The following is a 26,866-nucleotide window of genomic DNA, read 5'->3' on the forward strand; positions in this document are numbered from 1 at the left end:
GAACACGACCCATGACAGAACACGGCCCATGACGGAACACGGCCCATGACGGAACACGGCCGCGAGGCGCCGCGCCACCGCGTCGTGACCACCACCGCCGAGGCCGCGCCGGGCTCGGGCATCGGCGAACAGCTCGCCCTCATGCGGGCGCTCGTGCGCGGCGGCGTCACGGCGCCCGCCTTCCAGCACGCCTGGCTGGCCGCCCGGCGGCGCGCTCTTCAGGAGCGGGAACGCGCCGGAGGCGCCGTGGAACAGGCCCTGGAGGACGCCTTCTGGGCCGTGGAGGACTATGTGGCGGATCCCGCGCTGCGCGACCCTGGCGACCTCGACGACGACCAGATGACGACCCGCATCCACGATGTCCTCACCCGGCTCGACACCTCCGAACGGTCCCCCTGATGCACGACCTCTGAGGCCGTTCTACGGCGCGGTCGTCCGGGGGGGGCGACCCATAACACGGTGGTAGGGGGGAACTGGCGTATCCCCGGCGGGGGCCGCTGAGCGTACGTTGGCGGGAGCCCCGCCCGAGGACTCCAGCGATCACCGGTGCGTTCGTACCGGTGATCTCTTCGGTGTGCCTCGTGGTGGGCACCCCCCGACTGAGGAGACCCCGATGCTCTTCGCAAGGTTCCTCCGCGCCGTCTCGGTACTGCTTCTGGGACTGGCCTTCCTGTCCACCGTCACACCCGCTCAGGCGGACGCGCGCACCGACGCCGCCGCGGTGCGCGTCCTGCGGTACGACGCCAGCCGGGCCGCCGAGTTCCGCAGCGTGGTGGACCAGGCCGCGCAGGTCTGGAACGCCAGCGTCACCAACGTCCGGCTCGTGGCGGGGACGCCCGCCGACTTCGTGGTGCTCGCCGACAACAACTGGCCTCGCGCGAGCGTCACCGGCCTCGGCCGGGGCACCATCTGGATGGGCAGGCAGGCGACCTCCCAGGGCTACTAGGCCGTGTTTCATAAGCCGCGTTCGATGTCTGTTGGGTACGGACGCCGGGCGTGTCAGAGATCGCGAATGAGTGAGGTCTCCGGTAGATGAGTCATCGACCAAGAAGACCATCTGCACGGAGACCTCGTGGCCACGATACCGGTGACGAGGCGGTTCGATCTGACTGACGCGCAATGGGCGGCGCTGGAGCCGCTGCTGCCCAGGCCGCGCAGGTCAGGACGTCCGCCGAAGTGGACAAAACGGCAGCTCATAGACGGTATCCGGTGGCGTACCCGGGTGGGCTCGCCGTGGCGGGATGTGCCGATGCTGTACGGCCCCTGGCAGACGGTGTACGGGCTGTTCCGCAGGTGGCAGCGGGATGGGACCTGGCGGCAGGTGGTTTCGGCGTTGCAGGCGCGTGCTGATGCGGCCGGACTGATCACCTGGGATGTCAGCGTGGACTCCACGATCAGCCGGGCGCATCAGCACGCGGCCGGGGCCCGCAGGTGGCCGCAGTTGCAGGCTGAACCGCCAGGCGGGGTCGACGTCGAGCCGGCCGATCACGCGCTGGGCCGCTCCCGGGGCGGGCTGACCACCAAGCTGCACCTGAGCTGTGAGCAGGGTCAAAAGCCGTTGTCGATCGTGCTCACCGCAGGTCAGCGAGGAGACAGTCCGCAGTTCATTCCGGTCCTGGCCGGGATTCGGGTGCCGCGTCTGGACGGCGGCCGGCCGCGTACCCGGCCCGATCGGGTCCTGGCGGACAAGGCTTACACCTCCAAGGCCAACCGGGAGCATCTACGCCGGCGAGGGATCAAGGCGACCATCCCGATCAAGGATGACCAGGCCGCCAACCGGCGCAAGAAGGGCTCCAAAGGCGGGCGGCCACCGACCTTCGACCCGCACACCTACAAGCAGCGTCACGCGGTGGAATGTGGCATCAACCAGCTCAAACGCAACCGAGCCGTAGCCACCCGCTACGACAAACCCGCCGTCCGCTACCAGGCCACGCTCCAGATCGTCGCGATCAACGAATGGCTCTGAACCCGCTTATGAAACACGGCCTAGCTCCTCTTCATGATCAAAGGAGCTAGCAAACCCGCTAACGAACTGCTCAACACAGCCCTGCACCAGACTCCACCACTCCTTGATCAACATGCCTTTGAACTGCGGTTTTACCGAAATTCTAGGCATTTGGAGCGTATTTGGGGGGATGGGAGGGCTCCGGCAACGTCGCCGCGCTGGACGTGCTCAGGTCGATCATGAAGGAACCCGAGAACCTCGACGCGTTCTTCGCGGAGGTCGAGCCGGCCGGACGCGGGCGGGGAACTGTCCCGGCTCACGGCCTTGACCCGGAGGGCCGGCGAACGCCTGCGCGATCGCCATCCACCTCGTCGCCGCCTCACCCTGGACATCCAGTGCGGTGTCAGAGACGTGACGCCGTTGCGTGACGACCAGGCAGAAGTCCTCCGCGGAACCGGTGACCACGTCCGCGGCCGCCGGATCGCCCCAGATCCAATGCTTTCCGCCACCCGGTGGGTCCAACCGGACGAGGAGTGGCACCTCCGGAACCTCCAGGCCCCGGACACGGAAGCTGTTCGCGAAGGCGAGTATGCCGATGCGTGCGATGTGACGCAGGCGCCCGGTCGGCTCCCTGGTCAGCCCGAGGGCGTCGACCACGTCCTGCCCGTGCGCCCAGGTCTCCATTATTCGGGCAGTGAGTTTCGACGCGAGACTCATGGATGGCCCGAACCACGGCACGCGCACCGCAGGATCCGCTTCGAGAGCCGCCGCCCTCAGTAGAGCGTTCTCCCGTGACCACCAGCGCAGCATGTCGGCCCCCGCGCGCGACGCATGGTCGAGGCCGATCCCATCGACGTAAGCCTGTAGGTCCACGAGGCCGTCGCGAAGCAGGACGAAGGCCGCCGGCTGGGCAATGCACAGCCGGGTGACCTGGTCGAAGTGAGCGAGGTGCGCCACCTGATCGCGGACGGTCCAGCCCGTCGCGGGAGTGTCGCGGCGCCAGGCCGACTCGGGCTGCGGCTCCAGCAGCGCCGCCAGCTCGCCGAACTCATCGTGCAAGTCCGCCACCAACCCGGTGACGACGTCCGAAGTCATCGGCCTCTCCACAACGGCTTCCTCTTCTCCGCGAACGCCCGCGGCCCTTCCTGCGCGTCCTCGCTCAGGTAAACCGGCTCCCAGATTCGCTCAGCGACGTCGAAGGCATCGGATCGGCTGTGCTCGGCGACGGCGTACACCATCTTCTTCCCCGCCCGGACGGACAACGGCGCGTTCGCCGCGATCGTCGCGACCAACTCCGTCGTACGGCCGGCCAGCTCCGGCAGGGGAACCACCTCGTTCACGAGCCCGACCTCGTACGCGCGACGGGCGGTGATCGGATCGCCCGTGACCAGCATCTGCATGGCGATTCTCGGCGGCACGAGCCAGGGTAGCGGCGCCGCCCAGGGCGCCCCACGCCCGATCTTGATTTCCGAGATGCCGAAGCGGGCCGACTCGGCCGCGATGACGAGATCGGCCGACTGGGCGAGCAGGAACCCGCCCCCGAACGCTCCTCCGTTGACCGCCGCGACGACAGGCTTGGTGACCTCGACCGTCCGGTTCGGCTGGGGCACGTAATCGGGTGGTGGGATCGTCAGCCCGACGTCGGCCATCTCCTTCAGGTCGCCCCCGGCGCAGAACGCCTTGTCCCCCGCCGCGGTCAAGACGACGACCGCCGCCGCGGGGTCGGCCTCGGCCCGGAGGAAGGCCGCCTTCAGACCCTCACGGACCGCTCGGTTGAGGGCGTTTCGTGCCTCCGGCCGGTTGATCATGATCCACGCCGCGCCGTCGCGTACCTCGTACAGGACCTCGCCGCTCACAAGCCCGCCTCCTGCGCGACAGCGTCGACCTCTACCCCGGCGGTCTCCACCTCGTCGAGCACGATCAGAACCTGGCCTGTGTCGACCGTCTGACCGACGACGACCGGGACGGCCGCGACGACTGATTCGGCCACCGCGGCGATGGCGTGCTCCATCTTCATCGCCTCGATCACGATCACTGTCTGACCGGCCGCGATCGGCTCCCCCGCCGAGACCGCGACACGTACGACCGTGCCCGGCATAGGCGCGACCAGGGAACCGGGCTGGATCTGCTCGGGAGCCTCGGGGAACCTGGGCACCGGTCTGAGCTCCGCCGACCCCTCGGCCCACGACACATAGGTCGTGTCGTCCGACACCTCCACGGCGAACCTTCGCCGGACTCCGTCCGCGACCAGGTCGACGGCCGAGGGGGCCGCGGACACCACCGTCACATCCAGTTCGGCGCCGTCCACCTCGAACCGCGGAGCTCGGCCGAGCGCGTAGCCGACGCCGATCTGACGTTCGCCCAGCACATGGTCACGGCGCTGCAACTGTGAACGGTTGTTGCGGAACCCCGATTCGACCGTTGTGAGGACCTTCGCCTGGGCTCGGTCACGTGCCTGCTCAGCGAGCGCGGCGGCGAGAGCGACAATGCCGCCCATACCCTCCAGCTCGGCGCCCATCAGCTCACGGGGATCGAGCCTGTCGAGGAAGTGCGTGTCGACGCGTCCGGCGGCGAACTCCTCGTGCTCCAGGATTCCGACCAGCAGGGCGCGGTTGGTCGTGACGCCCTGCACCCGGGTGCGCCGCAGCGCGCGCGAGAGCCGCGCCGCCGCCTCCTCGCGGGTCGCCCCATGCGCGATGACCTTGGCTAGCATCGGGTCGTAGTTGGTCGAGACGACGTCACCGGAGACCACACCGGAATCGACGCGCACGCCGTCGCCAGCCGGGACCTCGAACAGGTCGAGCCGTCCGGCGGCCGGCAGGAAGTCGTTGGCGACGTCCTCGGCGTAAAGTCTGGCTTCGATCGCGTGACCTCGCAGGCCGGGCGTGAGCGCGCCCGGGGGCAACGGCGCTCCGGCGGCGACCTCGATCTGCAGCCGGACCAGATCGAGACCGGTGACGAGCTCGGTGACCGGATGCTCGACCTGCAGCCGGGTGTTGACCTCCAGGAAGTAGAAGCGCCCGTCAGGAGCCAGCAGAAACTCGACCGTTCCCGCGCCGACGTATCGCAGTGCCCGGCCCGCCTCGACCGCCGCCGAGCCCATCCGCTCGCGCGCCTCGGGCGAGATCGCCGGAGAGGGGGACTCCTCGATGATCTTCTGGTGTCGCCGCTGGATGGAGCACTCGCGTTCGTTCAAGTGAACGATCGTGCCATGCCGGTCGCCGAAGATCTGGATCTCGACGTGGCGAGGCTCGTCCACATAGTGCTCCAGGAACACGGTGTCGTTGCCGAACGCCGCCCCCGCCTCACGCCGGGCCGAGGCGATCGCCTCCAAAAGATCCTCCGGTCGGCGGACGATCCGCATACCCCGGCCGCCGCCCCCGAAGGATGCCTTGACCAGCACCGGCCACCCGACCTCCGCGGCGATCGCGACCGCCTTCTCGCCGTCGACGCCGGTCAGGTCACGGCCGGGAAGCACGGGCACACCCGCCCGCTCCATCATGGCCCGGGCGGTGAGCTTGGATCCCATCAGCTCGATCGCCTCGGCCCCGGGACCGATGAAGGTGATCCCGGCTTCGACGCACGCCCTCGCGAACTCCGCGTTCTCCGAAAGGAAGCCGTAGCCCGGGTGCACCGCGTCGGCACCGACTCGGCGGGTCGCCTCCAGCACCAGGTCCGCACGCAGATAGGAGTCCGCAGGGGTGGCACCGCCGAGCGGAACGGCCTCGTCCGCCTCCCTGACGAACGGCATCGCGCTGTCGGGGTCGGAGTAGACGGCGACAGTCGCGATGCCCATCTCCCGGCAGGTACGGAAGACACGGCGAGCGATCTCGCCGCGATTCGCGACCAGAACCTTTTTGATCATGGTTGCTTCTCTCACATCCGGAAGACGGCGAACCCACGGGTTCCGGCGATCTCGTTGGAGTGACACATGGACAGGGCGATGCCGAGCACCGAACGGGTGTCGCGGGGGTCGATGATTCCGTCGTCGTACCCCTGACCGCTCATGTAGAGCGCCAGGGACTCGGCTTCCACACGTTCCTCCAGGGCTGCCCGCCGTACGGCGTCGGCCTCCTCGTCGAACGCGCGGCCGGCCGCCTCAGCGGTCTGCCGCGCGACGATGGACATGACGCCGGCCAGCTGCTCCGGGCCCATGATCGCGGTCTTGGAGTTGGGCCAGCTGAAGAGAAGGCGGGGGTCGTACGAGCGGCCGGACATTCCGTAGTTGCCGGCACCGTAGGAGGCGGCGAGGTTGATCGTGATATGCGGGACACCGCTGTTGGTGACGGCGTTGATCATCTTCGCGCCGTCCTTGATGATGCCGGCCTGCTCGTACTGCGTGCCGACCATGAACCCGGTCGTGTTCTGCAGGAAGATCAGCGGGGTGTCCGTCTGGTTGCAGAGCAGGATGAACTCGGCTCCCTTCTTCGCTTCCTCGTTGAACAGAACCCCGCGGGCGTTGGCGATGATTCCGACGGGGAACCCGTGCACGGAGGCCCACCCGGTGACGAGCGCGGTGCCGTACAGCGGCTTGTACTCCTCGAAGCGGGACCCGTCAACGATGCGGGCGATGACCTCCCGGGGGTCGAACGGCACTTTGAGGTCGACCGAAGCGATGCCGAGGAGTTCCTCGGCCGGATAGAGCGGCTCGTCGGCGGGGTCGGTCGGGCCGGGGCCCAGCTTGCGCCAGTTGAGATGCGCGACGATCTCACGGCCGATGGCGATGCACTCGTGCTCATCGCGGGCGAGGTAATCCGCCAGGCCGGAGACGCGCGCGTGCATGTCGGCGCCGCCAAGACTCTCGTCGTCGGCGTCCTCGCCGGTCGCCATCTTGACCAGGGGCGGGCCACCGAGGAACACCTTGGCCTGGTTCTGCACCATGACCGCGTAGTCGCACATGCCGGGCACATAGGCTCCGCCGGCTGTGGAATTGCCGAACACGAGCGCGATCGTCGGGATGCCCGCGGCCGAAAGGGCCGACAGGTCGTGGAAGAGCCGGCCGGCGGGCACGAACAGCTCGGCCTGCCGTTCCAGGTCACCGCCACCGGATTCGACGAGGTTGATCAGGGGGAGGCGGTTCTCCCGGGCGATGTGCATCGCGCGGAGGACCTTCTTCCATGTGTAGGGGTTCGACGCGCCACCCCGCACGGTCGGGTCATGGGCGACGACCATGCACTCGACGCCGCTCACGACTCCGACACCGGTCACGACGCTCGCACCCACCGTGTATCCGGTCCCCCATCCGGCGACCGCGGCGAGCTCGAGGAAAGGAGCGTCCCGGTCGAGCAGCAACTCGATGCGCTCGCGGGCAAGCATCCGGCCACGGTCCCGATGCCGGCTCACATACTTGTCACCACCTCCGGCGACGGCAAGCGCCTGCTGGCGCTCCAGCTCCGCCACATGAGCGCTGTTCCCGGCGCGGTTGGCTCTCGCCGTCTCCGACGTGAAGTCGAATCTGCTCTTCAGGACCCTCATCGCGGTCAAGTCGTCCTCTCACTCGGTTCACAGCGGTTCCGCCGCCGCAGGCACGCGGCCCGCGCGAGCAGGCGCGCGGTGTCGGCGAGGTCGGCCGTGGAGCAGCCGCGCGACACGTCGGCCCAGGGGGCGGAAAGGTTGAGTACGAAAGAGCCGATGGCCCGCGCCCCACCCACGCGCTCGGCGACCTTGTAGGCGATGTTGCCCGCGTCGAGGCTGGGAAAGACGAGCACGTTGGCTCGGCCCGCCACCTCGGAGGTGGGGAGCTTCCGGCTCCCCACACCCGGATCGACCGCGACGTCGAACTGAAGCTCGCCCTCGACCGTCAGATCGGGTCGCAGCCGCCGGACCAGGGCTGTGGCGCGGCGCACCTTCTCGACTGCGGGATGTTCCGCACTGCCGCCGGTGGAGAAGGACAGCATCGCGACCCGGGGGACCTCACGTGTGAGTGCCCGGTGATGATCGGCAGCGGCGGCCGCGATCTCGGCGAGTTGCTCGGCGGTCGGGTCGGGCACGACCGAGCAGTCCGCGTACGTAACCGCCGCGCCACCCTGGTCGATCAGGAAGCAACCGGTCACCAAGCCGGTGGCACCGAGGCCCCGAATCCCCGCACGGATTACGGATGCGCTGGTGCTGAGGCTGCCCGCGATGCCCGCGTCGGCCGCTCCGCTGCGCACATACCTGGCCAGGAAGGCCAACGGATCCGTATCTCCGGGATCGACGGTCTCGATGCCCGGCGCGACATTCCCCAGCGAGGACGTGCGCGTACAGTCGGGCCGGACCAGCACCGGCACGATGCCCGCGTCCCGCACGATGGCCGCGGCGTCGAGGACGCGCCGGTCCGTGGCGTCACCGAAGGCGATGCGCGGCACGGTCGGTCCCCGCCACGGCAGCGGAGTCGTCGTCGGTCACCGGGATCCGCAGTTCGAGCAGACCGAGCGACAGCGTCTTTCCCTGAGGAGATCACGCCGGTCGAGGTGAGCGGCCGCCGGCGGTACATGGTCGAGACGGACGAGCACCCCAAGCCAGACACCATGCTGGAGGCCCTGGCCCGGCTGCGGCCCGCGTTCGAGGAAGGCGGCAGCGTCACCGCGGGCAACGCCTCCGGCATCAACGACGGCGCGGCGGCACTGGTGCTCGCCCGGGAGTCGGTCGCCGAGCAGCGAGGACTGCGTGGCCTGGTCAGCCTCGAGGCCGTGGCCACCGCGGCCATGGAGCCGGAGCTCATGGGCTACGCCCCCGTCTTCGCGCTGCGCAAGCTGTTCGAGCACACAGGCACCAGCCCGCGCGACATCGACGTGATCGAGTTGAACGAGGCGTTCGCCGCGCAGGCCGTGGCGGTGATCCGCGATGCCGGGCTCGACCCGGACAAGACCAACCCCTACGGCGGGGCCATCGCACTCGGCCATCCGGTCGGGGCCACTGGCGCGATCCTCACCCTGCGGGTCGCCAAATACCTCGTCCACCACGATCTGGAACTCGGCGTCGTCACGATGTGCATCGGCGGGGGCCAGGCGCTCGCTGCGCTCTTCCGCCGCGTGTGACCGCCCGGCTCTTCGGCACGTGGACGGCGCTGCAGTCCACGGAGCGCGGCCGAGGCCGGGATGAGCAGAGGGTCCGGCAACGTCGCCGCGCTGGACGTGCTGAGGTCGATCATGAAGGAACCCGAGAACTTTTAACCGTTTGGTGATGTGCACTGTAGCTTGGGCCCTCGTGGACGGGCTCTGGGGCACCGTGGTGGCCGCGGCGGGCATATTCGCCGGTACGAACGTCGATGACATCATCGTGCTGACGGTGTTGTTCTTGTCGATGCGGGCCGGCGGCCTGCCGAAGGCCTGGCAGATCTGGGCCGGCCAGTACCTGGGCGTCGGTGTGCTGGTGCTGGTGTCGGTGGTGGCCGCGCTCGGTCTGACCATCGTGCCGGACGACCATGTCGGCCTGCTCGGCCTGGTGCCGTTCGCGCTCGGCGGCTGGGGCATGGTCAAGGCGATCCGGGCCCGTGCCGGTGGAGACGACGATCCCTCACCGGCGGTGGCCTCGGGACTTGTGCCGGTGATGGGGGTGACGGTCGCCAACGGCGCCGACAACATCTCCGTCTACACGCCCGTCTTCCGTTCCATCGGCATGGGCGCGACGCTGGTGACCATCGCCGTGTTCGTGGCCGGGGTCGCCGTGTGGTGCCTGGCCGGTTCCTGGCTGGGCTCACATCAGAAGGTCGTCACCATCGTCGAGCGGTACGGACACTGGATCGTCCCGGCGGTGTTCATGCTCATCGGATCGCTCATCGTGATCGAGTCCGGCGTCCTCGGCAAGATCTTTTGAGCCTGCTCGTCCATCGTCGGCCTGAAACGGCCTGCGCCCGCGGCTTGCCGATCTCAATAGTCGTCATCGCTCTTCTCGATGTGCCGTCCGCCTGTCACTATGGTGATCGTGTCCGCAGCGAAGCCGCTCCTGCGCCTGGCGCGGGCCATCGTCTTCGCGACGGTGTGCCTGATCGCCTCCGCGGCCGGGCACGCCTTCGCCGGCGGCGGGCACGTCGATCCGGCGGTCCTGCTCGCCGGGGCGGCCGGCGTCTGCGGCCTGGCGTACGCGCTCAACGGACGGGAGCGCGGGCCCGAGGTCATGCTGGGGACATCGGCCGCGGCGCAGTTCCTGCTCCACCAGATGTTCGCCTGGACCTCGCACCCGCTGCCGACCCTGCTGGGACAAGAGCACGGTCACCTCTCGTTCGGCATGACGCTGGCCCACCTCACGGTGGCGTTGGTGTCCGGATGGTGGCTCTACCGCGGCGAGAGCGCGGCATGGCTCCTGATACGCCTGTGGGCCGCAGCCCCTCTCCCGCTCCTGCGCTGGTCGCTCGCCACGGCGGACCGTACCGTCTTCCCGGGCGCTCCGGCGGTGCCGCCCTCCGTGCCCCGGCCTCATCCCGCGTGGGAGACGGCGCCGGGGATCCACCGGCGCGGACCGCCGCTGCCCGCCATCGCCGGCTGACTCGTCCGCGAGGCCGGCACACCGGTGAGCGGGCGCCCCGCAGATCCGCGCGGCGCCGATCCGGTCATGCCTGGATTTGTCCGGGACTTTCACCTTGGAGCTCGCGTTGGTTTCGCGTACCAAGACTCCCGCCGTGAATTCCGCCGTACCGATGGGCGCGGCGGTCCGCCGGCCGGGTAGGGGCTTTCCCTCCCCCGGCGCCGCCCGCGGCCGGTCTTACGTGTCATGTCCGCCGCGGTGATGCTGCGCCTGGCCCGCGCCACCGTCTTCGCCGTGGTCTGTCTGGGCCTGGGCGTTCTCGGCCACCTGCTCGGCGGGGGCTCCGTGTCTCCCCATGTGGCGGTGCTCGCCGCGGGGATCGCGCTGGCGGCGGCGCTGCCCGTCACCGGCCGCGAACGAGGCATGGCCGTGGTACTGCCGCTCCTGGCAGGAGTACAGGCCGTCCTCCATGTCGTTTTCTCCGCCGCACCGCTGATCGCACCACTGGCCGGGACGGCCGGGACGCATGCCCATTCGGAGCTGGTGCCCGGCCTCGGCATGGTGGTGACACACGGCTGGGCCATGGTGATGTCGGCCCTGTGGCTGTCACGCGGTGAGGCCGCCCTCTGGGCGACCCTGCGCCGGCTCGCCGTCCGCCTCCTGCCGGTCGTGTTCGTCCTGCTCGCGCATCCCCCACCACGGCTGGGACGCGCGCGAGACCGCGCTCCGGCGCCCCGGCGCTCCGCGCCGCTTCGGCACACCGTGATCGGGCGTGCCCCGCCGCGGTTCGCCGCCGCCTGACCTTTCGCGGCAAGCCGTTCACCCGATCGTGCCCTCCGGACGGAGTCCCTCCGCCCGGCCGCCGCCGCGCGCCCAGGACCGGCCGGAGCGCACGCACTCTCCCATGACCTCAAGGATCGATCACCAATGGAATTTGCCGCCGGCGGATACGAACCTTCCGACCGCAACGGGCGCCTGACTGTTCTCGCCCTCGCCGCACGAGAAGGAAGACCCGCGGACGTCGAAGCGTTCGCCCGCGAGGTCTACCCAGATGTGCGGCGGTTCACCGCCTACCTCACCGACCCGCAGCAGGCCGAAGACCTCACCCAGGAGACCTTCCTACGGCTCCTGGGCAGCCTCCCCCGGTTCGCCGGGCGCTGCTCGGCGCGCACGTGGCTGTTCTCGATCGTCCGCCGGGTCGTCGCCGACCGATTCCGGACGGCGGCGGCGCGCCCGGTCATCGCCGACGTGCCTGACTGGCAGATCGCCGCCGAACGACACCAGCCGCGCGACCTGCCCGGCGCGGACGACGGCGTCGCCCTGGCCGACCTGCTGGACAAGGTGCCGGACGAGCGGCGTACGGCGTTCGTCCTCACCCAGCTCGCGGGCCTGCCCTACGCCGAGGCCGCCGAACTCATGGGCTGTCCCGTGGGGACGATTCGCTCCCGCGTGGCCCGGGCCCGCGACCAGCTCATGACATCCCTGGCCGAGGCCGAGAAGGCCGCCTGACCCATGACCGGTGCGGGCCCCGGCGCGATGCCGCCGGGCCCGCAGGTCCTCGAACCCGTGGCGGGCCGCAGGCTCGCTCTGGCGGCCCCGGACCGGAGCGGCCCCGGCCTCGCATCCGGAGCGCACCACCGCTGAGCTCAGCCGGCGAGGGGCTTGGCGTGGTAGGTGATGCGGATGACGCCGTCCGGGTGGCGTTCCGCGGTGGCATCGACTCCGAAGACCTCGCGGAGCACCGTCGGCGTCAGGACCTCCAGTACCGGGCCGGCGGCCACGACCTCGCCTCGGTTCAGCACCACCAGTCCGGTGCAGTACCGGACGGCGAAGTCGAGTTCGTGCAGAACCGCCAGCGTGGTGATCCCCAGGTCCCGGACCAGGTCCAGCATCTCGAACCGGGCGCGGATGTCGAGGTGGTTCGTCAGCTCGTCCAGGACGAGCAGGCGTGGCTGTTGCGCCAGGGCTCTGGCGAGGAGCACCCGCTGACGCTCGCCGCCCGAGAGGGAGTCGAACATCCGGCCGGCCAGGTCCTCCGCGCCGGTCCGTTCCAGGGACTCGGCGACGATCGCGCGGTCGGCCGCGGTCTCACGGCTGATCAGGCCGTGATGGGCGGTGCGGCCGAGGGCCACCACCTCGGTGACGGACAGCCCGGCGGACCCCGAGCCGTTCTGCAGGACCGCCGCGGTGGTCCGGGCGGCCTCCCGCACGGATCGGCGCCAGATGTCGTCACCGTCGAGCAGCACCGCGCCGGTGGCGGGGCGCAGGGATCGGTACACCGTCCGCAGCAAAGTGGTCTTGCCGCTGCCGTTGGGGCCGACCAGGCCGACGACGCCTCCCGGCGGGACCGTCATGGTCACGCCGCGGAGCACCGAGACGCCGCCGAGCTCGACCTCGATGTCCGACAGATCGAGCTTCATGGGCCGGACCCCGCGTTCTGCCGGCGGAGCAGCCACAGGAGGAACGGCGCGCCGAACGCGGCGGTGAAGATGCCGATGGGCAGCTCGTTCGGGGAGTCGACCGTACGCGACAGGAGGTCGACGATGACGAGGTAGGACGCCCCGACGAGGGCGGACAGCGGCAGCACCCGCCGGTAGTCGGCCCCGAATCCCAGCCGCACCAGGTGCGGGATCATGAGCCCCACGAAGCCGATGCCTCCCACCTCGGCGATGAGGACGCCCGTCACCAGCGAGGAGAGCCCGAGCAGGACGAGACGGGCGACGCGCACGTCGACACCCAGCGCGATCGCCTGCTCGTCGCCGGTGGCCAGGGCGTTGAGCCGCCTGCCGGACAGCGTCAGCGCGCCCACCGTGACGATGACGACGACGGCGACCAGCCCGAGCCGGCTCCAGGTCGCGCCCGCCACGCTGCCGAGCGTCCAGAACATGATCGCGCGCAGTTCGTTCGGGTTGGCCCGCAGTTGCAGGTAGTTGGTGACGGCCAGCAGGAGGTACCCGACGGCGACGCCGGCCAGGATGAGCCGGCTGGGGTTGATGCCGCCGTGCTGCCTGCCCAGCAGGAACACCAGCCCGACGGCCGCCATGGCGCCCAGGAACGCGGCGAACGACACTCCGACGCCGCCCGCGACCCCCGCGCCCGTTGTGATCACGATCACCGCGCCGAGGGAGGCCCCGGAGGTCAGGCCGAGGACGTACGGGTCGGCCAGCGGATTGTCGGCCACGGCCTGGAGTACCGCGCCGGCGACCGCCAGCCCCGCGCCGCACAGCACGGCGAGCAGCGTGCGGGGGATGCGGAACTCCCACACGATCTGGTCGAGGACCGGGTCGAGGTGAGCGGTTTCCCCGGTCAGATGCCCGGCCACCACCCGCCAGGTGTCCGGGAGCGTCACGGTGACCGATCCGACGCACACCGCGACCAGCGCCGCGGCGACCAGGACGGCCGCGCAGGCGGCCACGGCAGCGGCACGACTGGTCCGGCCGAGCGGGGCGGGATGGGCCGGCCCGCCGTGCCCGCCGGAAGCGGTGGGCGCGGGAGGCGGGCCGGATCCGGTGAGCCTGGGGAGTGGGGTGCGCGCCATGGGTCAGAAGGCGTCCGGATGGACCAGACGGGCGATCTTGTCCACCGCCACGTCGTTGCTCGGCCCGAAGTAGATGGAGTCGGAGAGGATCAGGAAGCGGTTGCTCTTCGTGGCCTCCCACTGCGGGAACTGCGCGAGGATCTTCTTGGCGCTGCCCTCCGGGTCGGGGTTCATGTAGTTGACCACGATGAGCGCGTCGATCGAGGCCGCGGCCAGCTCGTCCTTGCCCACGGTCACGAACGGGGCGCCCTTGGCGTCGGCGGCGAACGGGTTGACCGCCCCGGCCTTGCCGAGGACGTCGTTCCAGATGCCGGCCGCGGCGATGGAGCTGAAGTCGTCGGCGCCCATGCCGGGGAAGACGATCATGACGTTCTTGGCGGGCTTCCCGGCGACCTTGGCGGTGACGTCCTTGATGCGTTGCTCCGAGGCGGCGATGATCTGCTCGGCGCGGCCGGGGACGTCGAAGATCTGGCCGAAGTCGCGCAGCATCTGGTAGCTGCTGTCGACCGTCGGCGAGCCCGTCACCATGCCGGACTCGCCGCAGGCGCTGGCCGGGGCGTAGGTGTTCGCGCCGATCTTGCCCAGGTCCTCCCGGGTGGCGTACCCGGACTTGGCAGCGAACCCGCCGTCGTAGGTGGAGATGACGAAGTCCGGGCGCAGGCTCAGCATCGTCTCGCGCGGTATGTCCTGCATCTCGCTCAGCTTGATGCCGCCGGTGGGCAGCACCTTGATCGCCTCGGCGCGGCCGGGTACGTCGGAGGCGCCATAGGACTGGGCGTTGACCGTGATCCGATCCCCCAGCCCCAGTTCCAGCAGGGATGAGACCTCGGCGACCGATCCGCCGTTCATCACCACCACCCGGCTCGGCGCCTTGGCGAAGGTGTACTGCTTGCCGCAGTTGTCGAAAACGAGCGGGTACCGGGTCTTGCCTTCGCCCGACGACCGCGTGGCATCGGCCGCGACGGGGGTCGCGGTGGCAGCGGGCGCGGCGGACTGGCCGTCCCCTCGCGGGGTCTCCCCGCATGCCGTCGCGGTCATGACGACCATCGCCACCATCCCAGCAACGATGACCGGTTTGAGCATCATGTCGGGCCTTTCCTTGAAATCTTGTTTCGGACGTCCTGAAGAAGTGGTCGTTTCGCGGCTCGTTCCGGTTCCCGCGAACCCGGCGTCAGCCTGCGGGTTCGAGCCGGCGCCGCCCGGTGAGGCGCAACGCGCACAAGCCGCTGGTGATCAATGCGAGCGTGCTCAGGACGAGGATGGCTGCGGTGTACGCCTGGACGTGCGCTCCGAGGTCGGACGGCGCGTCGGCGGCACCGGGCGTGCCACCGAGGACGAGGCCGTACCAGGTGCCGATCGCCGCGTACCCCGTGCCGAGGCCGAACTGGGTGACGGTCGAGGCGACTCCGGACGCCGCGCCGGCGTCGTCGGGGGCCACCTGGTCGAAGATGCCGGCGATCAGCGGCGAGACGACCAGCCCCTCGGCGAGCCCGACCACCCCGATCGCCACGGCGAGCAGGACCGGCTGAGCCCCCGGCGCCCCCCACACGACCGGGATGTGGGCGAGCAGGGACAGCGCGAGGAACGCGTAACCGGCCACCGGCACCAAGGGGCCGAACCGGGCCACCAGGCGCCCGCTGACCGACGAGCCGAAGGAGAATCCCGCTCCGAGCGGGACCAGCATGAACCCGGCGGCGAGGGGATCCATGCCCAGCCCGGTCTGCACGTAGTAGGTGAAGACCAGGAACAGGCCGGCGTTCCCGCCGAAGAACGTCAGGATGGCGGCCAGCCCGGCGAGCATTCCCCGGGCGCCGAGCACGCGCGGGGGGAACAGCGGCTCTCCTCCCCTGGCGGCCACGGCCCGCTGCTGCGGCACCAGCGCGGCCAGCGCGGCCACCGCCACCACGACGCTCAGCCAGACCCAGCCGGAGCCGATGACCAAGGGCAGGAGCAGCGCGGGCAGCGCGACCGCGGTGAGCGCGACCCCGGCCGGGTCCAGCGTGGGAGCACGGCTGGACCGGCTCTCCGGAATCGTGCCCCGGCCGAGCAGCAGGATGACCGCGCCGATGGGCACGTTGATCAGGAACGCCGTCCGCCACCCGAGCCCGGCGACGTCCATGCGCACCAGGAACCCGCCACCGGCGAGCCCGCAGATCACGCCGAGGCCGATGACGACACCGTAGACGCCGATGGCCCGGGTGCGTTCGCCGTCCCGCGCGAACATGGCGCGGATCAGCGCCAGTTCCTGCGGGACCAGCGCCGCCGCGGCGGCCCCCTGGAGGAAGCGGGCGGCGATGAGCAGGTCGGCGTTGGGCGCGAGCCCGCAGGCCAGCGACGCCGCGGTGAAGACGGCGACGCCGGCCAGGAAGGTGCGCCGCCGGCCGTACCGGTCGCCGATCCTGCCGCCGGTGATCAGCCCCGCCGCGCAGGCCAGCACGTACGCGGCGCCGACGAGCTGGATCTGGTCGAAGCCGGCCGGCAGGTCGCGCTGGATGGAGGGGGCGGCGAGGGTGACGATGAAGCCGTCCACCTGACCCATGAAGGTCGCGCAGAGGATCACCGCCAGGCCCGCCCAGTCGCGCCGGGTCGCGACCGGCTGGTCGAGCTGCGAGGTGGTCATGTCTCCTGTTCCGGTGTCGAGAGGGCGGAACGAGCGGGGCGCGGGAACAGCCCCACGTCGCGGAAGTAGCCGACGCACGCGCTGATGGCGGCGGCGTCGACGGCGGGGAAGGGCACGGAATCCCCGAGCGCGGCGACCGTGTTCTCCCGGCCGAACACCACCGGGCCGCCGCCCCCGGCGGGCCGGCCGTTGTGCGTGCTCGCCACCGCCAGCGTGTAGTCGCCCGCGTCGGCCGCGCGCTCCGCCTCCGCGGCCAGGCGGCGGCTCCACTCGGCGGCGGGCACGCGCTCCAGGTCGTGGCCCAGCTCGCGCAGCGTGTCCAGCACGGTGGCGACGGCCGGCGGATCCGGGCTGGTCAGGTGGTAGGTGGCGCCCGGGGTCCCGCCGCGGGTCAGGTGGACGATGGCGGCGGCGACGTAGTCCACCGGCACCAGGTCGACGTGCCCGGCCGTGCCGCCGCCCTCGTCCGGCGCGGCACCGAGGACGATCATGGCCCGGACGAGGTTCCAGAAGGCGTCGTCGGGACCGCACGCGCCGGTGACCGAGTGTCCGCCGACCCGGCTCGGACGGTGGATCATCACCGGCAGGCCGCGCCGGGCGGCGTCCAGCACCAGGCCCTCGGCGACCCACTTGCTGGCCACGTATCCGTTGCGCGTCAAGGATCCGGATCCGACCCGCCGGTCCTCCGTCAACGTGGGCGGGTTGCCGTCGGTCGCGTAGGCGGTGTCGCAGGTGGACACGTAGTGGACCGGCTTGAGCCTGCCCGTGGTGGCGAGCCGCAGGATCTCGGCGGTTCCCGCGACGTTGGCCGCCCGCAGCCGCGCGTACGGCTCCAGGTGGTGCACCCTGGCGCCGTTGTGCACAACGAGATCGATCTCCTCGGCCAGTTCCAGGAACCGATCGGGGGTCAGGCCGAGCGCGGGCCGTTCCAGGTCGCCCGGCACCGCCGCCACGCGCTCGTCGAAGCCGTCCTCCGGGAGAAGGTAACGGCGCGCCGTCGCGCGCAGGCGCAGGTCCGCCTGCCGCTCGTCCTCGGCGCGTACCAGGCAGTACACCCGGGCCCGGGTGCGATCCAGCAGCTCGCGCAGCAGGAAGGCGCCGAGGAAGCCGGTCGCTCCGGTCAGCAGGACGCTCCGCGGCTCGCGGGCCGTCACCGGGTCCACGGGGGCGGCCCCCTCGGTGGTGACGCCGGGGTCCAGAACGGCCTCGGCGTCGAGATCGACGCCCGCCCACGGGTGGCCGTCCGCCGGTTCGGCCGCGTCCATGCGCCGCGCGAGGGCGGCCACGGTCGGCGACTCGAACACGTCCCGGATCCCCAGCCGGACGCCGAACAGGTTTCTGATCCCGCTCAGCAGACGGGCCACGAGCAGCGAATGGCCGCCCAGGACGAAGAAGTCGTCGTCGACGCCGACCTCGGGAAGGCGCAGGGCCTGGGCGAACAGGTCGCACAGGGCGCGCTCCCGCTCATCGCGGGGAGGGCGGCGCACGGCCGCGAGCTCGGTCGCCGGCGCGGGGAGGGCGGCGCGGTCGAGCTTTCCGTTGGCGTTCGTCGGCAGCCGGTCGAGGATCACGAACGCGGGCGGCACCATGTAGTCCGGCAGCCGCTCGGCCGCGTACCGGCGCAGCGCGGCCGGATCCGGGGGCGCCGCGCCGGGCTCGGGCACGACGTACGCGACCAGACGGTCCTGGCCGTTGTGGTCCGGGCGGACCACCACGGTCGCCTGCGCGAGGCCGGGATGCCCGGCCAGCACGGCCTCGATCTCGCCCGGCTCGATGCGGAAGCCGCGGATCTTCACCTGGTCGTCCGCGCGTCCGAGGAACTCCAGCGTTCCGTCCGGCCGCCATCTCGCGAGGTCGCCGGTTCGGTACATCCGGGAGCCCGGCGATCCGAACCGGTCGTCGACGAATCTGGAAGCGGTCAGCTCGGGCCGCCTGTGATAGCCGAGGCCGACCGGCGTCCCGCCGAGGTACAGCTCGCCGACGGCGCCCGGCGGCACCGGGTGCATGGCGTCGTCCAGCACGTGACAGCGGGAGTTCGCGACCGGGCGGCCGATGACCGGGGAATCGCTGTCGCGCAGCCGCGCCCAGACGGTGTCCACCGTGCACTCGGTGGGTCCGTAGAGGTTGTAGGCGGAGATCCCGGACGCGCCGCGCAGTGCCGTCCAGAGCGAGGCGCCCGCCGCCTCACCTCCGAGCGCGATGACGGCCGGCCGCCGGACGCCGGGTCGCAGCAGTCCCGCGGTGATCAGCTCTTCGGCGTAGGTGGGGGTGATGTCGAGGAAGTCGATGTCGTGGCGGGCGATGTAGCGCAGCAGTTCCTCCGGCTCGCGGCGCGCGTCGTCGTCGACGAAGTGCAGCTCGTGGCCGGCCAGCAGCCAGAACAGGCCCTCCCACGAGGTGTCGAACGACAGCGAGGCGGTGAGCGCGGCGCGGAACCGGGGACGGCCGCTCGGCGCCACCTCCGGCTCGATCATCTCCGTGCGGTGGTGGTGGAACAGGTTGACCATGCCCCGGTGGGTCAGCACCGCGCCCTTGGGCTGCCCGGTCGACCCGGAGGTGTAGATGAGGCACAACGGCTCGTCGGGATCGGGCCCGCCGGATGGTCCCCCGCCGCCGATCTCGTCCAGCGTGTCGAGCACGAGCACGGCTGTGCCCGGCACGGAGGGAAGGTCACCGGCGAGCTCCGCCACGGTGAGCACCAGTCGCGGCTCGCAGTCCTCCAGCATGAACGCCACACGGGGGCCGGGGTAATCGGGATCGATGGGGACGTACGCCGCGCCGGTCCTCAGCACGGCGAGCAGGGCGACCAGGGCGTCGGCGGTCCGGGGCAGCAGCAGGGCGACGCGCTCGCCGGGCCCCGCGCCGTGCCGGGCGAGCACCCCGGCGAGCCGGTTCGCGCGGTCTTCCAGCTCGGCGAAGGTGAGCGTGACGGACGCCCCGGCGCGGTCGCGGGCCACCAGCGCGGGCAGGCCGGGGGTACGCGCGGCGCGCTCCCGCAGCAGTTCCGGCAGGGTGGCCGGCGGCCACGCCCGGGCCGTGTCGTTCCACTGCTCCAGCACCAGGCGGCGCTCGTCGTCGAGCAGCAGTTCCACCTCGCGCACGGGTGTGGCCGGGGCGAGGACGGACCGGCGCAGGAAGGCTCCGAATCGCTGGACGTGCAGGTCCAGGTCGGAAAGCGAGTAAAGGTTGGGGTTCCCGTCGAGGGCGATGCGCAGCCCGTCCCCGTCGGCCCGGTCGTACACGTTGAACGCGAGGTCCTCGACCAGCCCGGCGGAGACGTTGCGGACGACGCCCGGATGCCCGGCGAACCGGAGCCCGTAGTCGAACGGCATGATGTTGGCCGACGGCCCGAACAGCTTGCGGTCGCCGCCGACGAGTTTGAGATCGCGGCGCAACTGCTCGTAGCGGTACCGGTGGTGGCGCCGACCGCGCCGCATGTGCTCGGCGACCTGGGCGGTGAGCGTGGCCAGGGTCGTCCGCTCGTCGAACTCCGCCCAGAGCTGCACGACGTTGAGCACCATGCACGGCACGCGCAGCGCCGCCGACCCCATGCGCAGCATGACGGGCAGCGCCACGGACACGGCCGCCGCGCCGGTCATGCGGTGGAGGTAGGCGGCGATGGCCGCGACCAGGACGTCGCTCCAGTTGGCCTTGGCCTCGGCCGCCGCCTTGCGCAGCAGCTCGGTGGTCTCCGGGTCCAGGTCGGTGGCCTGGCGGAGCACGTGCCGGGCCAGCGGCGCCGTGCGGCCGGCCAGGGTGACCGGCGCCGGGCGGTCCTCGTTGTAGGCCACCCAGAAGTCCCGGTCTCGCGTGTGGCTCTCGGAGGCGGCGTAGGCGAGGTCCTCGTCGATGACCGACCGCAGGGTGCCGAAGGAGTGCGGGGCGGGCTCCCGTCCCCCGGCCAGCGCCGTGTAGACGTCGGCGACCCGCCGGGCCACGAGCGCCAGGCCGTACCCGTCGAGAAGGATGTGGTGGACGCGGTGGTACCACAGGTACCGCCGGTCTTCGAGCCGGAACACGGCGTGGCCGAAGAGGACGTCGGCGCCGAGGTCGACCGGCCGCGCGATGTCCTCGGCCATCCACGTCTCGGCCGCCGCCAGGGGGTCGGGCGCGCCGCGCAGGTCCGCGACGTGCACCGACCACTCCGGCCGGTCGGCGATCTGCCGGGGCGTGCCGTCGTCCTCGCCGAACCGGACGTTCAGCGCCTCGGTCTCGTCCACCACCCGGCGGATCGCCGCGGCGAGGACCTCCATGTCGACGTCGCCGCGGATGTCCACGTACTCGGCCGTGTTGTACGCGGGCGACTGCGGGTCGATCTGCTGGCCGGTCCAGATGCCGTACTGCGCCGCGGACAGCGGCCACCAGGTGGCCTGCGGGGCGCCGTCAGGCATGGGTCGACCCCGCCTGGCGCGTGGAAAGCATCTCCCACCAGGCGGCGAGCGTCGGCTGCTCGGCCAGTTCGACGAACGTCAGCTCCACGCCGGACTCGCGCCAGCGTTCGACGAGGGTGAGCAGGCGGATGGAATCGAGGCCGGCGAGGAACAGGTTGTCGGTCTCGGTGAGCTCGTCGGCTTCCATGTACAGCGCCTCGGCGATGTCGGCGCGAACGGTCGCCTGGGTGAGCGGGATGGTCATCGTCGTTCCTTTCGGCACCCGGACTCAGTTGACCCGGCGATCTCTCGTGGCCCAGAACCGGTCGCGCAGCTCGCGGCGGAGGATCTTGCCGCTGGGGTTGCGGGGGACACGGTCGACGAACTCGAACCGGCTGGGGATCTTGAAGCTCGCGATGCGGTCCCGGCAGAACACCATCAGGTCGCGTGGCCGCGCCGCCTCCCCCGGGCGCAGGGCCACGAACGCGTGCACCGCCTCGCCGAACCGGTCGTCGGGGACCCCGATCACGGCGACGTCGGCGACCGCGGGGTGCTTGGCCAGGACGTTCTCGATCTCGGTGGGATAGATGTTCTCGCCGCCGACGATGATCATGTCCTTCAGCCGGTCGCAGATGTACACGTAACCGTCGGAGTCCAGGTAGCCGGCGTCGCCCGTGTGGATCCAGCGGTCGACCAGGGTGGCCGCGGTCGCCTCCGGCAGCCCCCAGTACTCCAGCATGCGTGCGGGCGTCCGCAGGCACACCTCGCCGATCTCGCCGGCGGGCAGCTCCGCCCCGGCGTCATTGATGATCTTGATGGCGACTCCCGGGTACGGACGCCCGGCGGCCCGCAGGCGGGGGCTGCCCGGCACGTGGTCGGCGGGAGGGAGGCAGACCGCGGTGTTGCCGGTCTCCGTGAGGCCGTAGATCTGGGCGAAGTCGCAGTCGAACACCGGCAGCGCCCGCTCCAGCAGGAACTCGCTGATCGGCGACCCGCCATAGACGATCTTCCGGACGCCGGCGAACGTCTCGTGGTCCGCGCCCGGCTCGACGAGCATGAGCCGCAGCATCGACGGCACCACGCACGCGGTCGTGACGCCGAGCTCCCGGACGAGCCGGACCGCGCCCGCGCTCTCGAACCAGGGCATGGCCACGTTGGTCACACCTGCGCTGAACCCCTGCATGGCCCACCAGACGCCGCCGACGTGGAATCCGGGCATGCCGATCAGGCTCCGGTCCCCCGCGCGCCAGTCGATCCAGTCCAGCCCCTCGCCCGCGAGGGCGTCCCGGATGGCGAAGAGGCTGCGCTGCGCGAGGACCACGCCCTTGGGCAGCCCGGTGGTGCCGCTCGTGTACAGCTGGACGATCGGCGTCTCGGGCCCCGCGTCCGGCGCGAGGTCGCTTCCAGGGTGCGGCGCCTTCCAGGCGGCGAAGTCCTCGGGATCGGCCCCGACCACCGCCAGGTCCGGCGAGGGGGACGCCTTGTCCGCCACCGCGCGCAGATCCTGGTCGACGAACAGCAGGCGGCTGCCCGAGTCCCGTGAAGGAACTCTGGAATCTGGCGATCAGGATGTCCGGGAGCTGACGCCGCCAGTAGTCGTCCATGGTCCAGGTCCCGAAGACCGGCCCGATCCCGTGCCGTACGGATGTCGCGACGACCTGGTACAGCATCTGGTTGTAACAGATGTTGACCTCGACGGCGTTGAGGTGCCCGGTGTCGTCGATGTAGCACGACTCGGGGATCGAGAACACCCCGGTGCCCCGCACGACCTCGCCCTCGACGTCCACGGTCATCGACTTCAGGTACCGGCAGTGCGGCTTGTAGCACCGCAGCACCCGCGACAGCAGCGCCTCGTCGTGGTCGTGACGCACCGCGAGCGCCGAAGCGGTCACGAGGGCGACCCCGGCTCGTCGTACACCGTCACCCGGAACGACTCCGCGGGCTCGGGGGCCGTCGTGTGCAGGGCCCGGTGCACCAGGCTGCGGTTGTCCCAGACGAGCAGGTCGCCGCGCTCGAAGGTCTGCAGGTGGATGGCGGGGTGCTCGAACGTCGTGTCCAGCTGGCCGCTGGCCGCCAGCAGCTCGTGGAGGAGGTCCGGCACCTCCCTGCCGTCGGCGTCCCGGACCGACTGCGTGAAGCCCTCGCTGACGAAGAGCACGGTCTCGCCGGTGTGCCGGTGGGGCAGCGCGGTCGGGAACTCGACCGGCGGCGTCTTGCGGTCCACCTCGTCCAGGACCTCGGAGATCGGCCGGTACACGTCCGTGGGGCGGATCTTGAAGTACCGCCGGACGCTGTGGGTCGCGGTCGTGTCCTTCACCGCCCGCTTGAGGTCCGCGCCGAGGTTCTCGTACGCCCGGCACATGTCGATGAAGTACGTCCCCCGGTTCTTCGCCGGCACGACCTGCGGGTAGATCAGGGTGATGTCGAACGGCCGGGGCATGAACTGGTAGTCCGCGTGCCAGAACTTGCCCGTCTTGGGCACCCCGATCCGCTGCTCGCCCGACCCGACGTTGGAGGAGACGAACACCTCCTTGACCTCGGGGTGGTGGTAGATCGGCTCGTAGTACGCCTCGGGCGTGCCCAGCCTGCTCCCGAGGGCGAGGAACGCCCGGGGTGCCAGGTCCTGCTCCTTGAGCACCGCGATCTTCTCGCGGTACACCGTGTCCTTCAGAGCTTTGACGTCGGCCTCGGAGGTCGGGTCGAAGTCCTCGACGATGACACCGAAACCGCCGTCCTGCGGTGTGATCTTCATGGTGCGCCCTTTGTACGTGTGCGGGGTGGGTGGCAGCTGGAGAGCCGGTCAGACGCGGGGCCGCGCGGCGGCCAGATGATCCAGAAGGTCCTGAACAGTGGAGATCTCCGGCAGCGCGTCGTCGGGGATCTCGACCCCCGTCCTGCGCTCCAGCAGGGACAGCAGGTCCATGAGGCTCAGCGAGTCGATCCCCACGTCCTTCAGTGCCGCCGTCGGCGGGACGGGCCGCCGCACGTCGGGGGCCAGGTCGGCGACGAACTCGTCGATCAATTCGGACACGTACTCGGGATCCATGTCGTTCATCCCTGCTCGAAGTGGTCGGACGTCAGCCGCGGCCAGACGAGGGTGGCCGCTCCCCAGGTGGCGCCGCCGCCGAACGCGGCGAGCAGCACGCGATGGCCCTCGTCCAGGGCCTTGTCCGTCACGGCGTGGGCGAGCGCCAGCGGGATTGACGCCGCCGCGGTGTTGCCGACGTCCTGCACGTTGGCGTAGACCCGATCGGGGCCGATGCCCAGCTCGGCCGCCACCGTGTCGAGGATGCGCAGGTTGGCCTGGTGCGCGATGAAGAGATCGACGTCGTCCGGCGTCCAGCCGGTGCGGTCGAGCACGTCCCGGGCCGAGGCGGTCATCCGCCGGACGGCGTGCCGGTACACGGCCTGCCCCTGCATGGCGAACCACGCCTCGGCGGCCGAGGCGTCCTGACGCCGCAGCCGGGATCCTCCGGCCCGCACGGTGATCAGGTCGGCGAGCCCGCCGTCGCTGCCGAGTTCGACGTGGCGGACCGCGCCCGCCTCGGCGGGGTCTCCGCCGCGCAGCACCACGGCGCCCGCGCCGTCGCCGAACACCGCGCCGGTGCTCCGGTCGCCGGGGTTCAGGATGGTGGAGAACGTGTCGGCGCCGATCAGCAGGATCCGGCCGGCCGCTCCCGTACCGATCAAGCCGTCCGCCACGGCGAGGCCGTAGAGGAAGCCGGAGCACACCGCGCTCAGGTCGAAGTCAGGAACGGCTCTCCGCCCGGAAGCGGTAGAGCCGCACGCTGTTGAGGACCACGAAGACGCTCGACACCGCCATCGCGCCGCCGGCGATCATCGGGTGGAGCGCGCCGGACGCGGCCAGCGGCAGCGCGGCCACGTTGTAGGCGAAGGCCCAGAACAGGTTGCCCTTGATGACGCCGAGCATGCGCCGGGCCAGCCGGATCGCGTCGACCGCGCCCAGCAGGTCACCCCGGATCAACGTCAGGTCCGCCGCCTCGATCGCCACGTCCGTACCGGTGCCCATCGCGATCCCGAGGTCGGCCTCGGCGATGGCGGCCGCGTCGTTGATCCCGTCACCGACCATGGCCACCACGCGCCCCTCGCCCCGCAGGCCCCGGATCACCTCGGCCTTACCCTCCGGCAGGACTCCCGCCGCCACCCGGCCGATCCCGACCTGGGCCGCGACGATCTCGGCGGCCGAAGGGTTGTCGCCGGTCAGCAGCATCACGTCCAGGCCGAGCTCGCGCAGCCTCCGCACGGCGTGGGCGGCGCCCGGCCTGACCTCGTCGGCGAGCACCAGGACGCCGCGCGCCGCCCCGTCCCACCCCGCGACGACGGCGGTCGCGCCCCCGGCCTCGGCGGCGGAGACCGCCTTCGCCAAGGTCTCCGGCAGCTCGCCCCAGCGCTCGGCCGCCAGGCTGGGGCGTCCGACCAGGACCCCACGGCCCGCCACGACCCCCTGGGCGCCCAGGCCGTGGAGCGAGATGAAGTCCTCCACGGTGTACGGCGAGTCGGCGGCCTCGGCGATGGCGCGCCCGATCGGGTGCTGCGACCCGCTCTCCACGGCGCCCGCCAGGTGCAGGACCTCGGTGGTGTCCTCACCGTCCCCGGCCGCGACATGGGACAGCGTCATCACGCCGGTGGTCACGGTCCCGGTCTTGTCCAGGACGACCATGTCGATGCGCCGAGTCCGCTCCAGCGACTCGGGCCCCTTCACCAGGACGCCGAGCTGCGCGCCGCGCCCTGTACCGGCGAGCAGGGCCGTGGGCGTGGCCAGTCCGAGAGCGCACGGGCAGGCGATGATCAGTACGGCGATCGCGGAGCGCGTCGCGGAGGTGCCGTCGCCCCCCGCGAGCATCCAGGCGGCGAACGTGAGCACCGCCAGGCCGATGACCACGGGCACGAAGACGGCCGAGACGCGGTCGGCCAGGCGCTGCGCCCGCGCCTTGCGCTCCTGCGCGGCCTCCACCAGGCGGGTGATCCGCGCCAGCCGCGTCTCCGCGCCGACCCGCGTGACCTCCACGACCAGCCGGCCGCTCATGTTGACCGTGGCGCCCACGACCTCGTCCCCCGGCGCGACCTCGACGGGCGCCGGTTCGCCGGTGAGCAGGCTCGCGTCCACCGTCGACATGCCCTCGGTCACCACGCCGTCCGTGGCGATCTTCTCACCCGGCCGCACGACGAACCGGTCGCCGGGCCTCACCTGGGTCACCGGGACGCGGATCTCGCGGCCCTTCACCAGCAGGGCGATGTCCTTGGCGCCGAGTTCCATCAGCGCGCGCAGCGCCGAACCGGCCCGGCGCTTGGCCCGGGCCTCGATGTAACGGCCGGCGAGGATGAAGACGGTGACCCCGGCGGCCACCTCGAAGTACACCGAACCATGGCCCACGTGGCCGGGCGTGGTCATCAGCGCCCACACCGACCAGCCGAACGCGGCCAGGGAGCCGAGCGACACCAGCGTGTCCATGGTCGTGGCCCCGTGCCGGAGGTTGGTCAGCGCCGCGCGGTGGAACGGCCACCCGCCCCAGGCGACGACCGGCAGGCACAGCGCGAGGGACACCCACTCCCAGCCGGGGAGCCACAGAACGGGCACCATCGCGGGGACGACCACGCCGAGCGCGAAGGCGGCGGAGAGGAGCAGCCGCGTCTCCTGCCTCCACAGCTCCATCCCGTCCCGCTCCTCCGGCTGGTCGGGACGCGCGACATGGGCCGTGTAGCCCGCGCGTTCGACCTCGGCCACCAGCGCTTCCGGGTCGATGTCGGCGGGGTGTGTGACGCTCGCCTTCTCCGTCGCGTAGTTGACCACGGCGTACACCCCGTCGAGCTTGCGCAGCCGCCGCTCGATCCGTGACGCGCACGAGGCGCAGGTCATGCCGCCGATGCCGAGATCCGTCGTGATGGTGTCCATGAGATGTCCCCGAGTTTCCTGAGGTGTCGTCAGG

Annotated in this window: 24 protein-coding genes and 2 pseudogenes; 8 read left to right on the forward strand and 18 right to left on the reverse strand. The window is 71.2% G+C overall.

Annotated features, from left to right (window positions below; translation table 11 throughout):
- Positions 1–45: 45 nt before the first annotated feature.
- The 3 genes from AB0M95_RS15705 to AB0M95_RS15715 all read left to right on the forward strand — a co-directional run bounded on the left by AB0M95_RS15705 (position 46) and on the right by AB0M95_RS15715 (position 1,966).
- Entirely contained in the window at positions 46–399 is a 354-nt protein-coding gene (locus AB0M95_RS15705) for a colicin immunity domain-containing protein (protein ID WP_363764304.1), read from the forward strand.
- Positions 400–613: 214 nt separating this feature from the next.
- The gene (locus AB0M95_RS15710; protein ID WP_363764307.1) at positions 614–946 is read left to right on the forward strand and encodes a snapalysin family zinc-dependent metalloprotease; all 333 of its coding nucleotides are present in this window, start codon (positions 614–616) and stop codon (positions 944–946) included.
- 126 nt (positions 947–1,072) lie between these two features.
- Positions 1,073–1,966 carry an IS5 family transposase gene (locus AB0M95_RS15715; RefSeq protein WP_363764310.1) on the forward strand — a complete coding sequence of 298 codons (894 nt, stop codon included), beginning with the start codon at positions 1,073–1,075 and terminating at the stop codon, positions 1,964–1,966.
- 216 nt (positions 1,967–2,182) lie between these two features.
- Here the strand turns inward: AB0M95_RS15715 and AB0M95_RS15720 are convergent, their stop codons facing one another.
- Genes AB0M95_RS15720 through AB0M95_RS15740 form a run of 5 tightly spaced genes read right to left on the reverse strand, consistent with a single transcriptional unit; the run spans position 2,183 to position 8,283 of the window.
- Positions 2,183–3,040 carry a TIGR03084 family metal-binding protein gene (locus tag AB0M95_RS15720; protein WP_363764312.1) on the reverse strand — a complete coding sequence of 286 codons (858 nt, stop codon included), beginning with the start codon at positions 3,038–3,040 and terminating at the stop codon, positions 2,183–2,185.
- Positions 3,037–3,801 carry an enoyl-CoA hydratase-related protein gene (locus AB0M95_RS15725; RefSeq protein ID WP_363764314.1) on the reverse strand — a complete coding sequence of 255 codons (765 nt, stop codon included), beginning with the start codon at positions 3,799–3,801 and terminating at the stop codon, positions 3,037–3,039. The genes AB0M95_RS15720 and AB0M95_RS15725 overlap by 4 nt, the downstream gene beginning before the upstream one ends.
- Positions 3,798–5,810 carry a biotin carboxylase N-terminal domain-containing protein gene (locus AB0M95_RS15730; RefSeq protein WP_363764316.1) on the reverse strand — a complete coding sequence of 671 codons (2,013 nt, stop codon included), beginning with the start codon at positions 5,808–5,810 and terminating at the stop codon, positions 3,798–3,800. The genes AB0M95_RS15725 and AB0M95_RS15730 overlap by 4 nt, the downstream gene beginning before the upstream one ends.
- Before the next feature lie 11 nt (positions 5,811–5,821).
- Complete coding sequence (locus tag AB0M95_RS15735) at positions 5,822–7,420, reverse strand: carboxyl transferase domain-containing protein (protein ID WP_363764319.1); 1,599 nt, start codon at positions 7,418–7,420, stop codon at positions 5,822–5,824.
- 5 nt (positions 7,421–7,425) lie between these two features.
- Positions 7,426–8,283, reverse strand: coding sequence for a phosphate acyltransferase (locus tag AB0M95_RS15740; protein WP_363764555.1), 858 nt, complete (start codon positions 8,281–8,283; stop codon positions 7,426–7,428).
- Between AB0M95_RS15740 and AB0M95_RS15745 the strand changes: the two genes are divergently transcribed.
- The 5 genes from AB0M95_RS15745 to AB0M95_RS15765 all read left to right on the forward strand — a co-directional run bounded on the left by AB0M95_RS15745 (position 8,164) and on the right by AB0M95_RS15765 (position 11,899).
- Complete coding sequence (locus AB0M95_RS15745; RefSeq protein WP_363764558.1) at positions 8,164–8,964, forward strand: thiolase family protein; 801 nt, start codon at positions 8,164–8,166, stop codon at positions 8,962–8,964. The two genes, AB0M95_RS15740 and AB0M95_RS15745, sit on opposite strands and share 120 nt — an antisense overlap.
- A 145-nt stretch (positions 8,965–9,109) precedes the next feature.
- Entirely contained in the window at positions 9,110–9,742 is a 633-nt protein-coding gene (locus AB0M95_RS15750) for a cadmium resistance transporter (RefSeq protein WP_363764322.1), read from the forward strand.
- A 108-nt stretch (positions 9,743–9,850) separates the two neighbouring features.
- A complete protein-coding gene (locus tag AB0M95_RS15755; RefSeq protein ID WP_363764325.1) occupies positions 9,851–10,411 on the forward strand; it encodes an MFS transporter in 561 nt (186 codons plus the stop codon).
- A gap of 225 nt (positions 10,412–10,636) precedes the next feature.
- Positions 10,637–11,191, forward strand: a complete 555-nt coding sequence (locus tag AB0M95_RS15760; protein ID WP_363764328.1) for an MFS transporter — start codon at positions 10,637–10,639, stop codon at positions 11,189–11,191.
- A gap of 126 nt (positions 11,192–11,317) precedes the next feature.
- Positions 11,318–11,899 carry a sigma-70 family RNA polymerase sigma factor gene (locus AB0M95_RS15765; RefSeq protein ID WP_363764330.1) on the forward strand — a complete coding sequence of 194 codons (582 nt, stop codon included), beginning with the start codon at positions 11,318–11,320 and terminating at the stop codon, positions 11,897–11,899.
- Between the two features lie 137 nt (positions 11,900–12,036).
- Here the strand turns inward: AB0M95_RS15765 and AB0M95_RS15770 are convergent, their stop codons facing one another.
- The 13 genes and pseudogenes from AB0M95_RS15770 to AB0M95_RS15830 form a co-directional block, all read right to left on the reverse strand.
- Positions 12,037–12,810 (reverse strand): ABC transporter ATP-binding protein, encoded by a 774-nt coding sequence (locus AB0M95_RS15770; RefSeq protein WP_363764333.1) that lies wholly within the window; start codon positions 12,808–12,810, stop codon positions 12,037–12,039.
- Complete coding sequence (locus AB0M95_RS15775) at positions 12,807–13,928, reverse strand: iron ABC transporter permease (protein ID WP_363764335.1); 1,122 nt, start codon at positions 13,926–13,928, stop codon at positions 12,807–12,809. The genes AB0M95_RS15770 and AB0M95_RS15775 overlap by 4 nt, the downstream gene beginning before the upstream one ends.
- Positions 13,929–13,931: 3 nt before the next feature.
- On the reverse strand, positions 13,932–15,014 hold the full coding sequence (locus AB0M95_RS15780; protein WP_363764337.1) for an ABC transporter substrate-binding protein: 1,083 nt from the start codon (positions 15,012–15,014) through the stop codon (positions 13,932–13,934).
- Between the two features lie 85 nt (positions 15,015–15,099).
- The gene (locus AB0M95_RS15785; RefSeq protein ID WP_363764339.1) at positions 15,100–16,548 is read right to left on the reverse strand and encodes an MFS transporter; all 1,449 of its coding nucleotides are present in this window, start codon (positions 16,546–16,548) and stop codon (positions 15,100–15,102) included.
- Positions 16,545–20,939 carry an amino acid adenylation domain-containing protein gene (locus AB0M95_RS15790; RefSeq protein WP_363764341.1) on the reverse strand — a complete coding sequence of 1,465 codons (4,395 nt, stop codon included), beginning with the start codon at positions 20,937–20,939 and terminating at the stop codon, positions 16,545–16,547. Before AB0M95_RS15790 ends, AB0M95_RS15785 begins: the two co-directional genes overlap by 4 nt.
- Entirely contained in the window at positions 20,932–21,183 is a 252-nt protein-coding gene (locus AB0M95_RS15795) for a phosphopantetheine-binding protein (RefSeq protein ID WP_358510081.1), read from the reverse strand. Before AB0M95_RS15795 ends, AB0M95_RS15790 begins: the two co-directional genes overlap by 8 nt.
- Before the next feature lie 24 nt (positions 21,184–21,207).
- Positions 21,208–21,657, reverse strand: a complete 450-nt coding sequence (locus AB0M95_RS15800) for a hypothetical protein (RefSeq protein WP_363764561.1) — start codon at positions 21,655–21,657, stop codon at positions 21,208–21,210.
- Positions 21,655–22,446: pseudogene (locus AB0M95_RS15805) on the reverse strand (AMP-binding protein); the annotation flags it as partial. The pseudogene AB0M95_RS15805 and the gene AB0M95_RS15800, both read right to left, overlap by 3 nt.
- 22 nt (positions 22,447–22,468) lie before the next feature.
- Positions 22,469–22,810: pseudogene (locus tag AB0M95_RS15810) on the reverse strand (FcoT family thioesterase); the annotation flags it as partial.
- Positions 22,807–23,670: a TauD/TfdA family dioxygenase gene (locus AB0M95_RS15815; protein WP_363764343.1), complete on the reverse strand. Its 864-nt coding sequence runs from the start codon at positions 23,668–23,670 to the stop codon at positions 22,807–22,809. The gene AB0M95_RS15815 and the pseudogene AB0M95_RS15810, both read right to left, overlap by 4 nt.
- A 48-nt stretch (positions 23,671–23,718) precedes the next feature.
- Entirely contained in the window at positions 23,719–23,964 is a 246-nt protein-coding gene (locus AB0M95_RS15820) for a phosphopantetheine-binding protein (protein ID WP_363764345.1), read from the reverse strand.
- A gap of 5 nt (positions 23,965–23,969) precedes the next feature.
- Complete coding sequence (locus AB0M95_RS15825; protein WP_363764564.1) at positions 23,970–24,659, reverse strand: 3-oxoacyl-[acyl-carrier-protein] synthase III C-terminal domain-containing protein; 690 nt, start codon at positions 24,657–24,659, stop codon at positions 23,970–23,972.
- A 7-nt stretch (positions 24,660–24,666) separates the two neighbouring features.
- Positions 24,667–26,832: a heavy metal translocating P-type ATPase gene (locus tag AB0M95_RS15830; protein ID WP_363764348.1), complete on the reverse strand. Its 2,166-nt coding sequence runs from the start codon at positions 26,830–26,832 to the stop codon at positions 24,667–24,669.
- Positions 26,833–26,866: the final 34 nt, after the last annotated feature.

Origin of the sequence: Sphaerisporangium sp. NPDC051017, from assembly GCF_040683095.1 — a bacterium.
Lineage (GTDB): Bacteria > Actinomycetota > Actinomycetes > Streptosporangiales > Streptosporangiaceae > Sphaerisporangium.

Coding starts and splice junctions, on each gene's coding strand:
- AB0M95_RS15750 (WP_363764322.1), top strand. CDS start 9,110: ATGTGCACTGTAGCTTGGGCCCTCGTGGACGGGCTCTGGGGCACCGTG.
- AB0M95_RS15720 (WP_363764312.1), bottom strand. CDS start 3,040: ATGACTTCGGACGTCGTCACCGGGTTGGTGGCGGACTTGCACGATGAG.
- AB0M95_RS15735 (WP_363764319.1), bottom strand. CDS start 7,420: ATGAGGGTCCTGAAGAGCAGATTCGACTTCACGTCGGAGACGGCGAGA.
- AB0M95_RS15765 (WP_363764330.1), top strand. CDS start 11,318: ATGGAATTTGCCGCCGGCGGATACGAACCTTCCGACCGCAACGGGCGC.
- AB0M95_RS15800 (WP_363764561.1), bottom strand. CDS start 21,657: ATGCTGGAGTACTGGGGGCTGCCGGAGGCGACCGCGGCCACCCTGGTC.
- AB0M95_RS15790 (WP_363764341.1), bottom strand. CDS start 20,939: ATGCCTGACGGCGCCCCGCAGGCCACCTGGTGGCCGCTGTCCGCGGCG.
- AB0M95_RS15785 (WP_363764339.1), bottom strand. CDS start 16,548: ATGACCACCTCGCAGCTCGACCAGCCGGTCGCGACCCGGCGCGACTGG.
- AB0M95_RS15705 (WP_363764304.1), top strand. CDS start 46: ATGACGGAACACGGCCGCGAGGCGCCGCGCCACCGCGTCGTGACCACC.
- AB0M95_RS15795 (WP_358510081.1), bottom strand. CDS start 21,183: ATGACCATCCCGCTCACCCAGGCGACCGTTCGCGCCGACATCGCCGAG.
- AB0M95_RS15820 (WP_363764345.1), bottom strand. CDS start 23,964: ATGGATCCCGAGTACGTGTCCGAATTGATCGACGAGTTCGTCGCCGAC.
- AB0M95_RS15770 (WP_363764333.1), bottom strand. CDS start 12,810: ATGAAGCTCGATCTGTCGGACATCGAGGTCGAGCTCGGCGGCGTCTCG.
- AB0M95_RS15815 (WP_363764343.1), bottom strand. CDS start 23,670: ATGAAGATCACACCGCAGGACGGCGGTTTCGGTGTCATCGTCGAGGAC.
- AB0M95_RS15780 (WP_363764337.1), bottom strand. CDS start 15,014: ATGATGCTCAAACCGGTCATCGTTGCTGGGATGGTGGCGATGGTCGTC.
- AB0M95_RS15775 (WP_363764335.1), bottom strand. CDS start 13,928: ATGGCGCGCACCCCACTCCCCAGGCTCACCGGATCCGGCCCGCCTCCC.
- AB0M95_RS15760 (WP_363764328.1), top strand. CDS start 10,637: ATGTCCGCCGCGGTGATGCTGCGCCTGGCCCGCGCCACCGTCTTCGCC.
- AB0M95_RS15730 (WP_363764316.1), bottom strand. CDS start 5,810: ATGATCAAAAAGGTTCTGGTCGCGAATCGCGGCGAGATCGCTCGCCGT.
- AB0M95_RS15710 (WP_363764307.1), top strand. CDS start 614: ATGCTCTTCGCAAGGTTCCTCCGCGCCGTCTCGGTACTGCTTCTGGGA.
- AB0M95_RS15830 (WP_363764348.1), bottom strand. CDS start 26,832: ATGGACACCATCACGACGGATCTCGGCATCGGCGGCATGACCTGCGCC.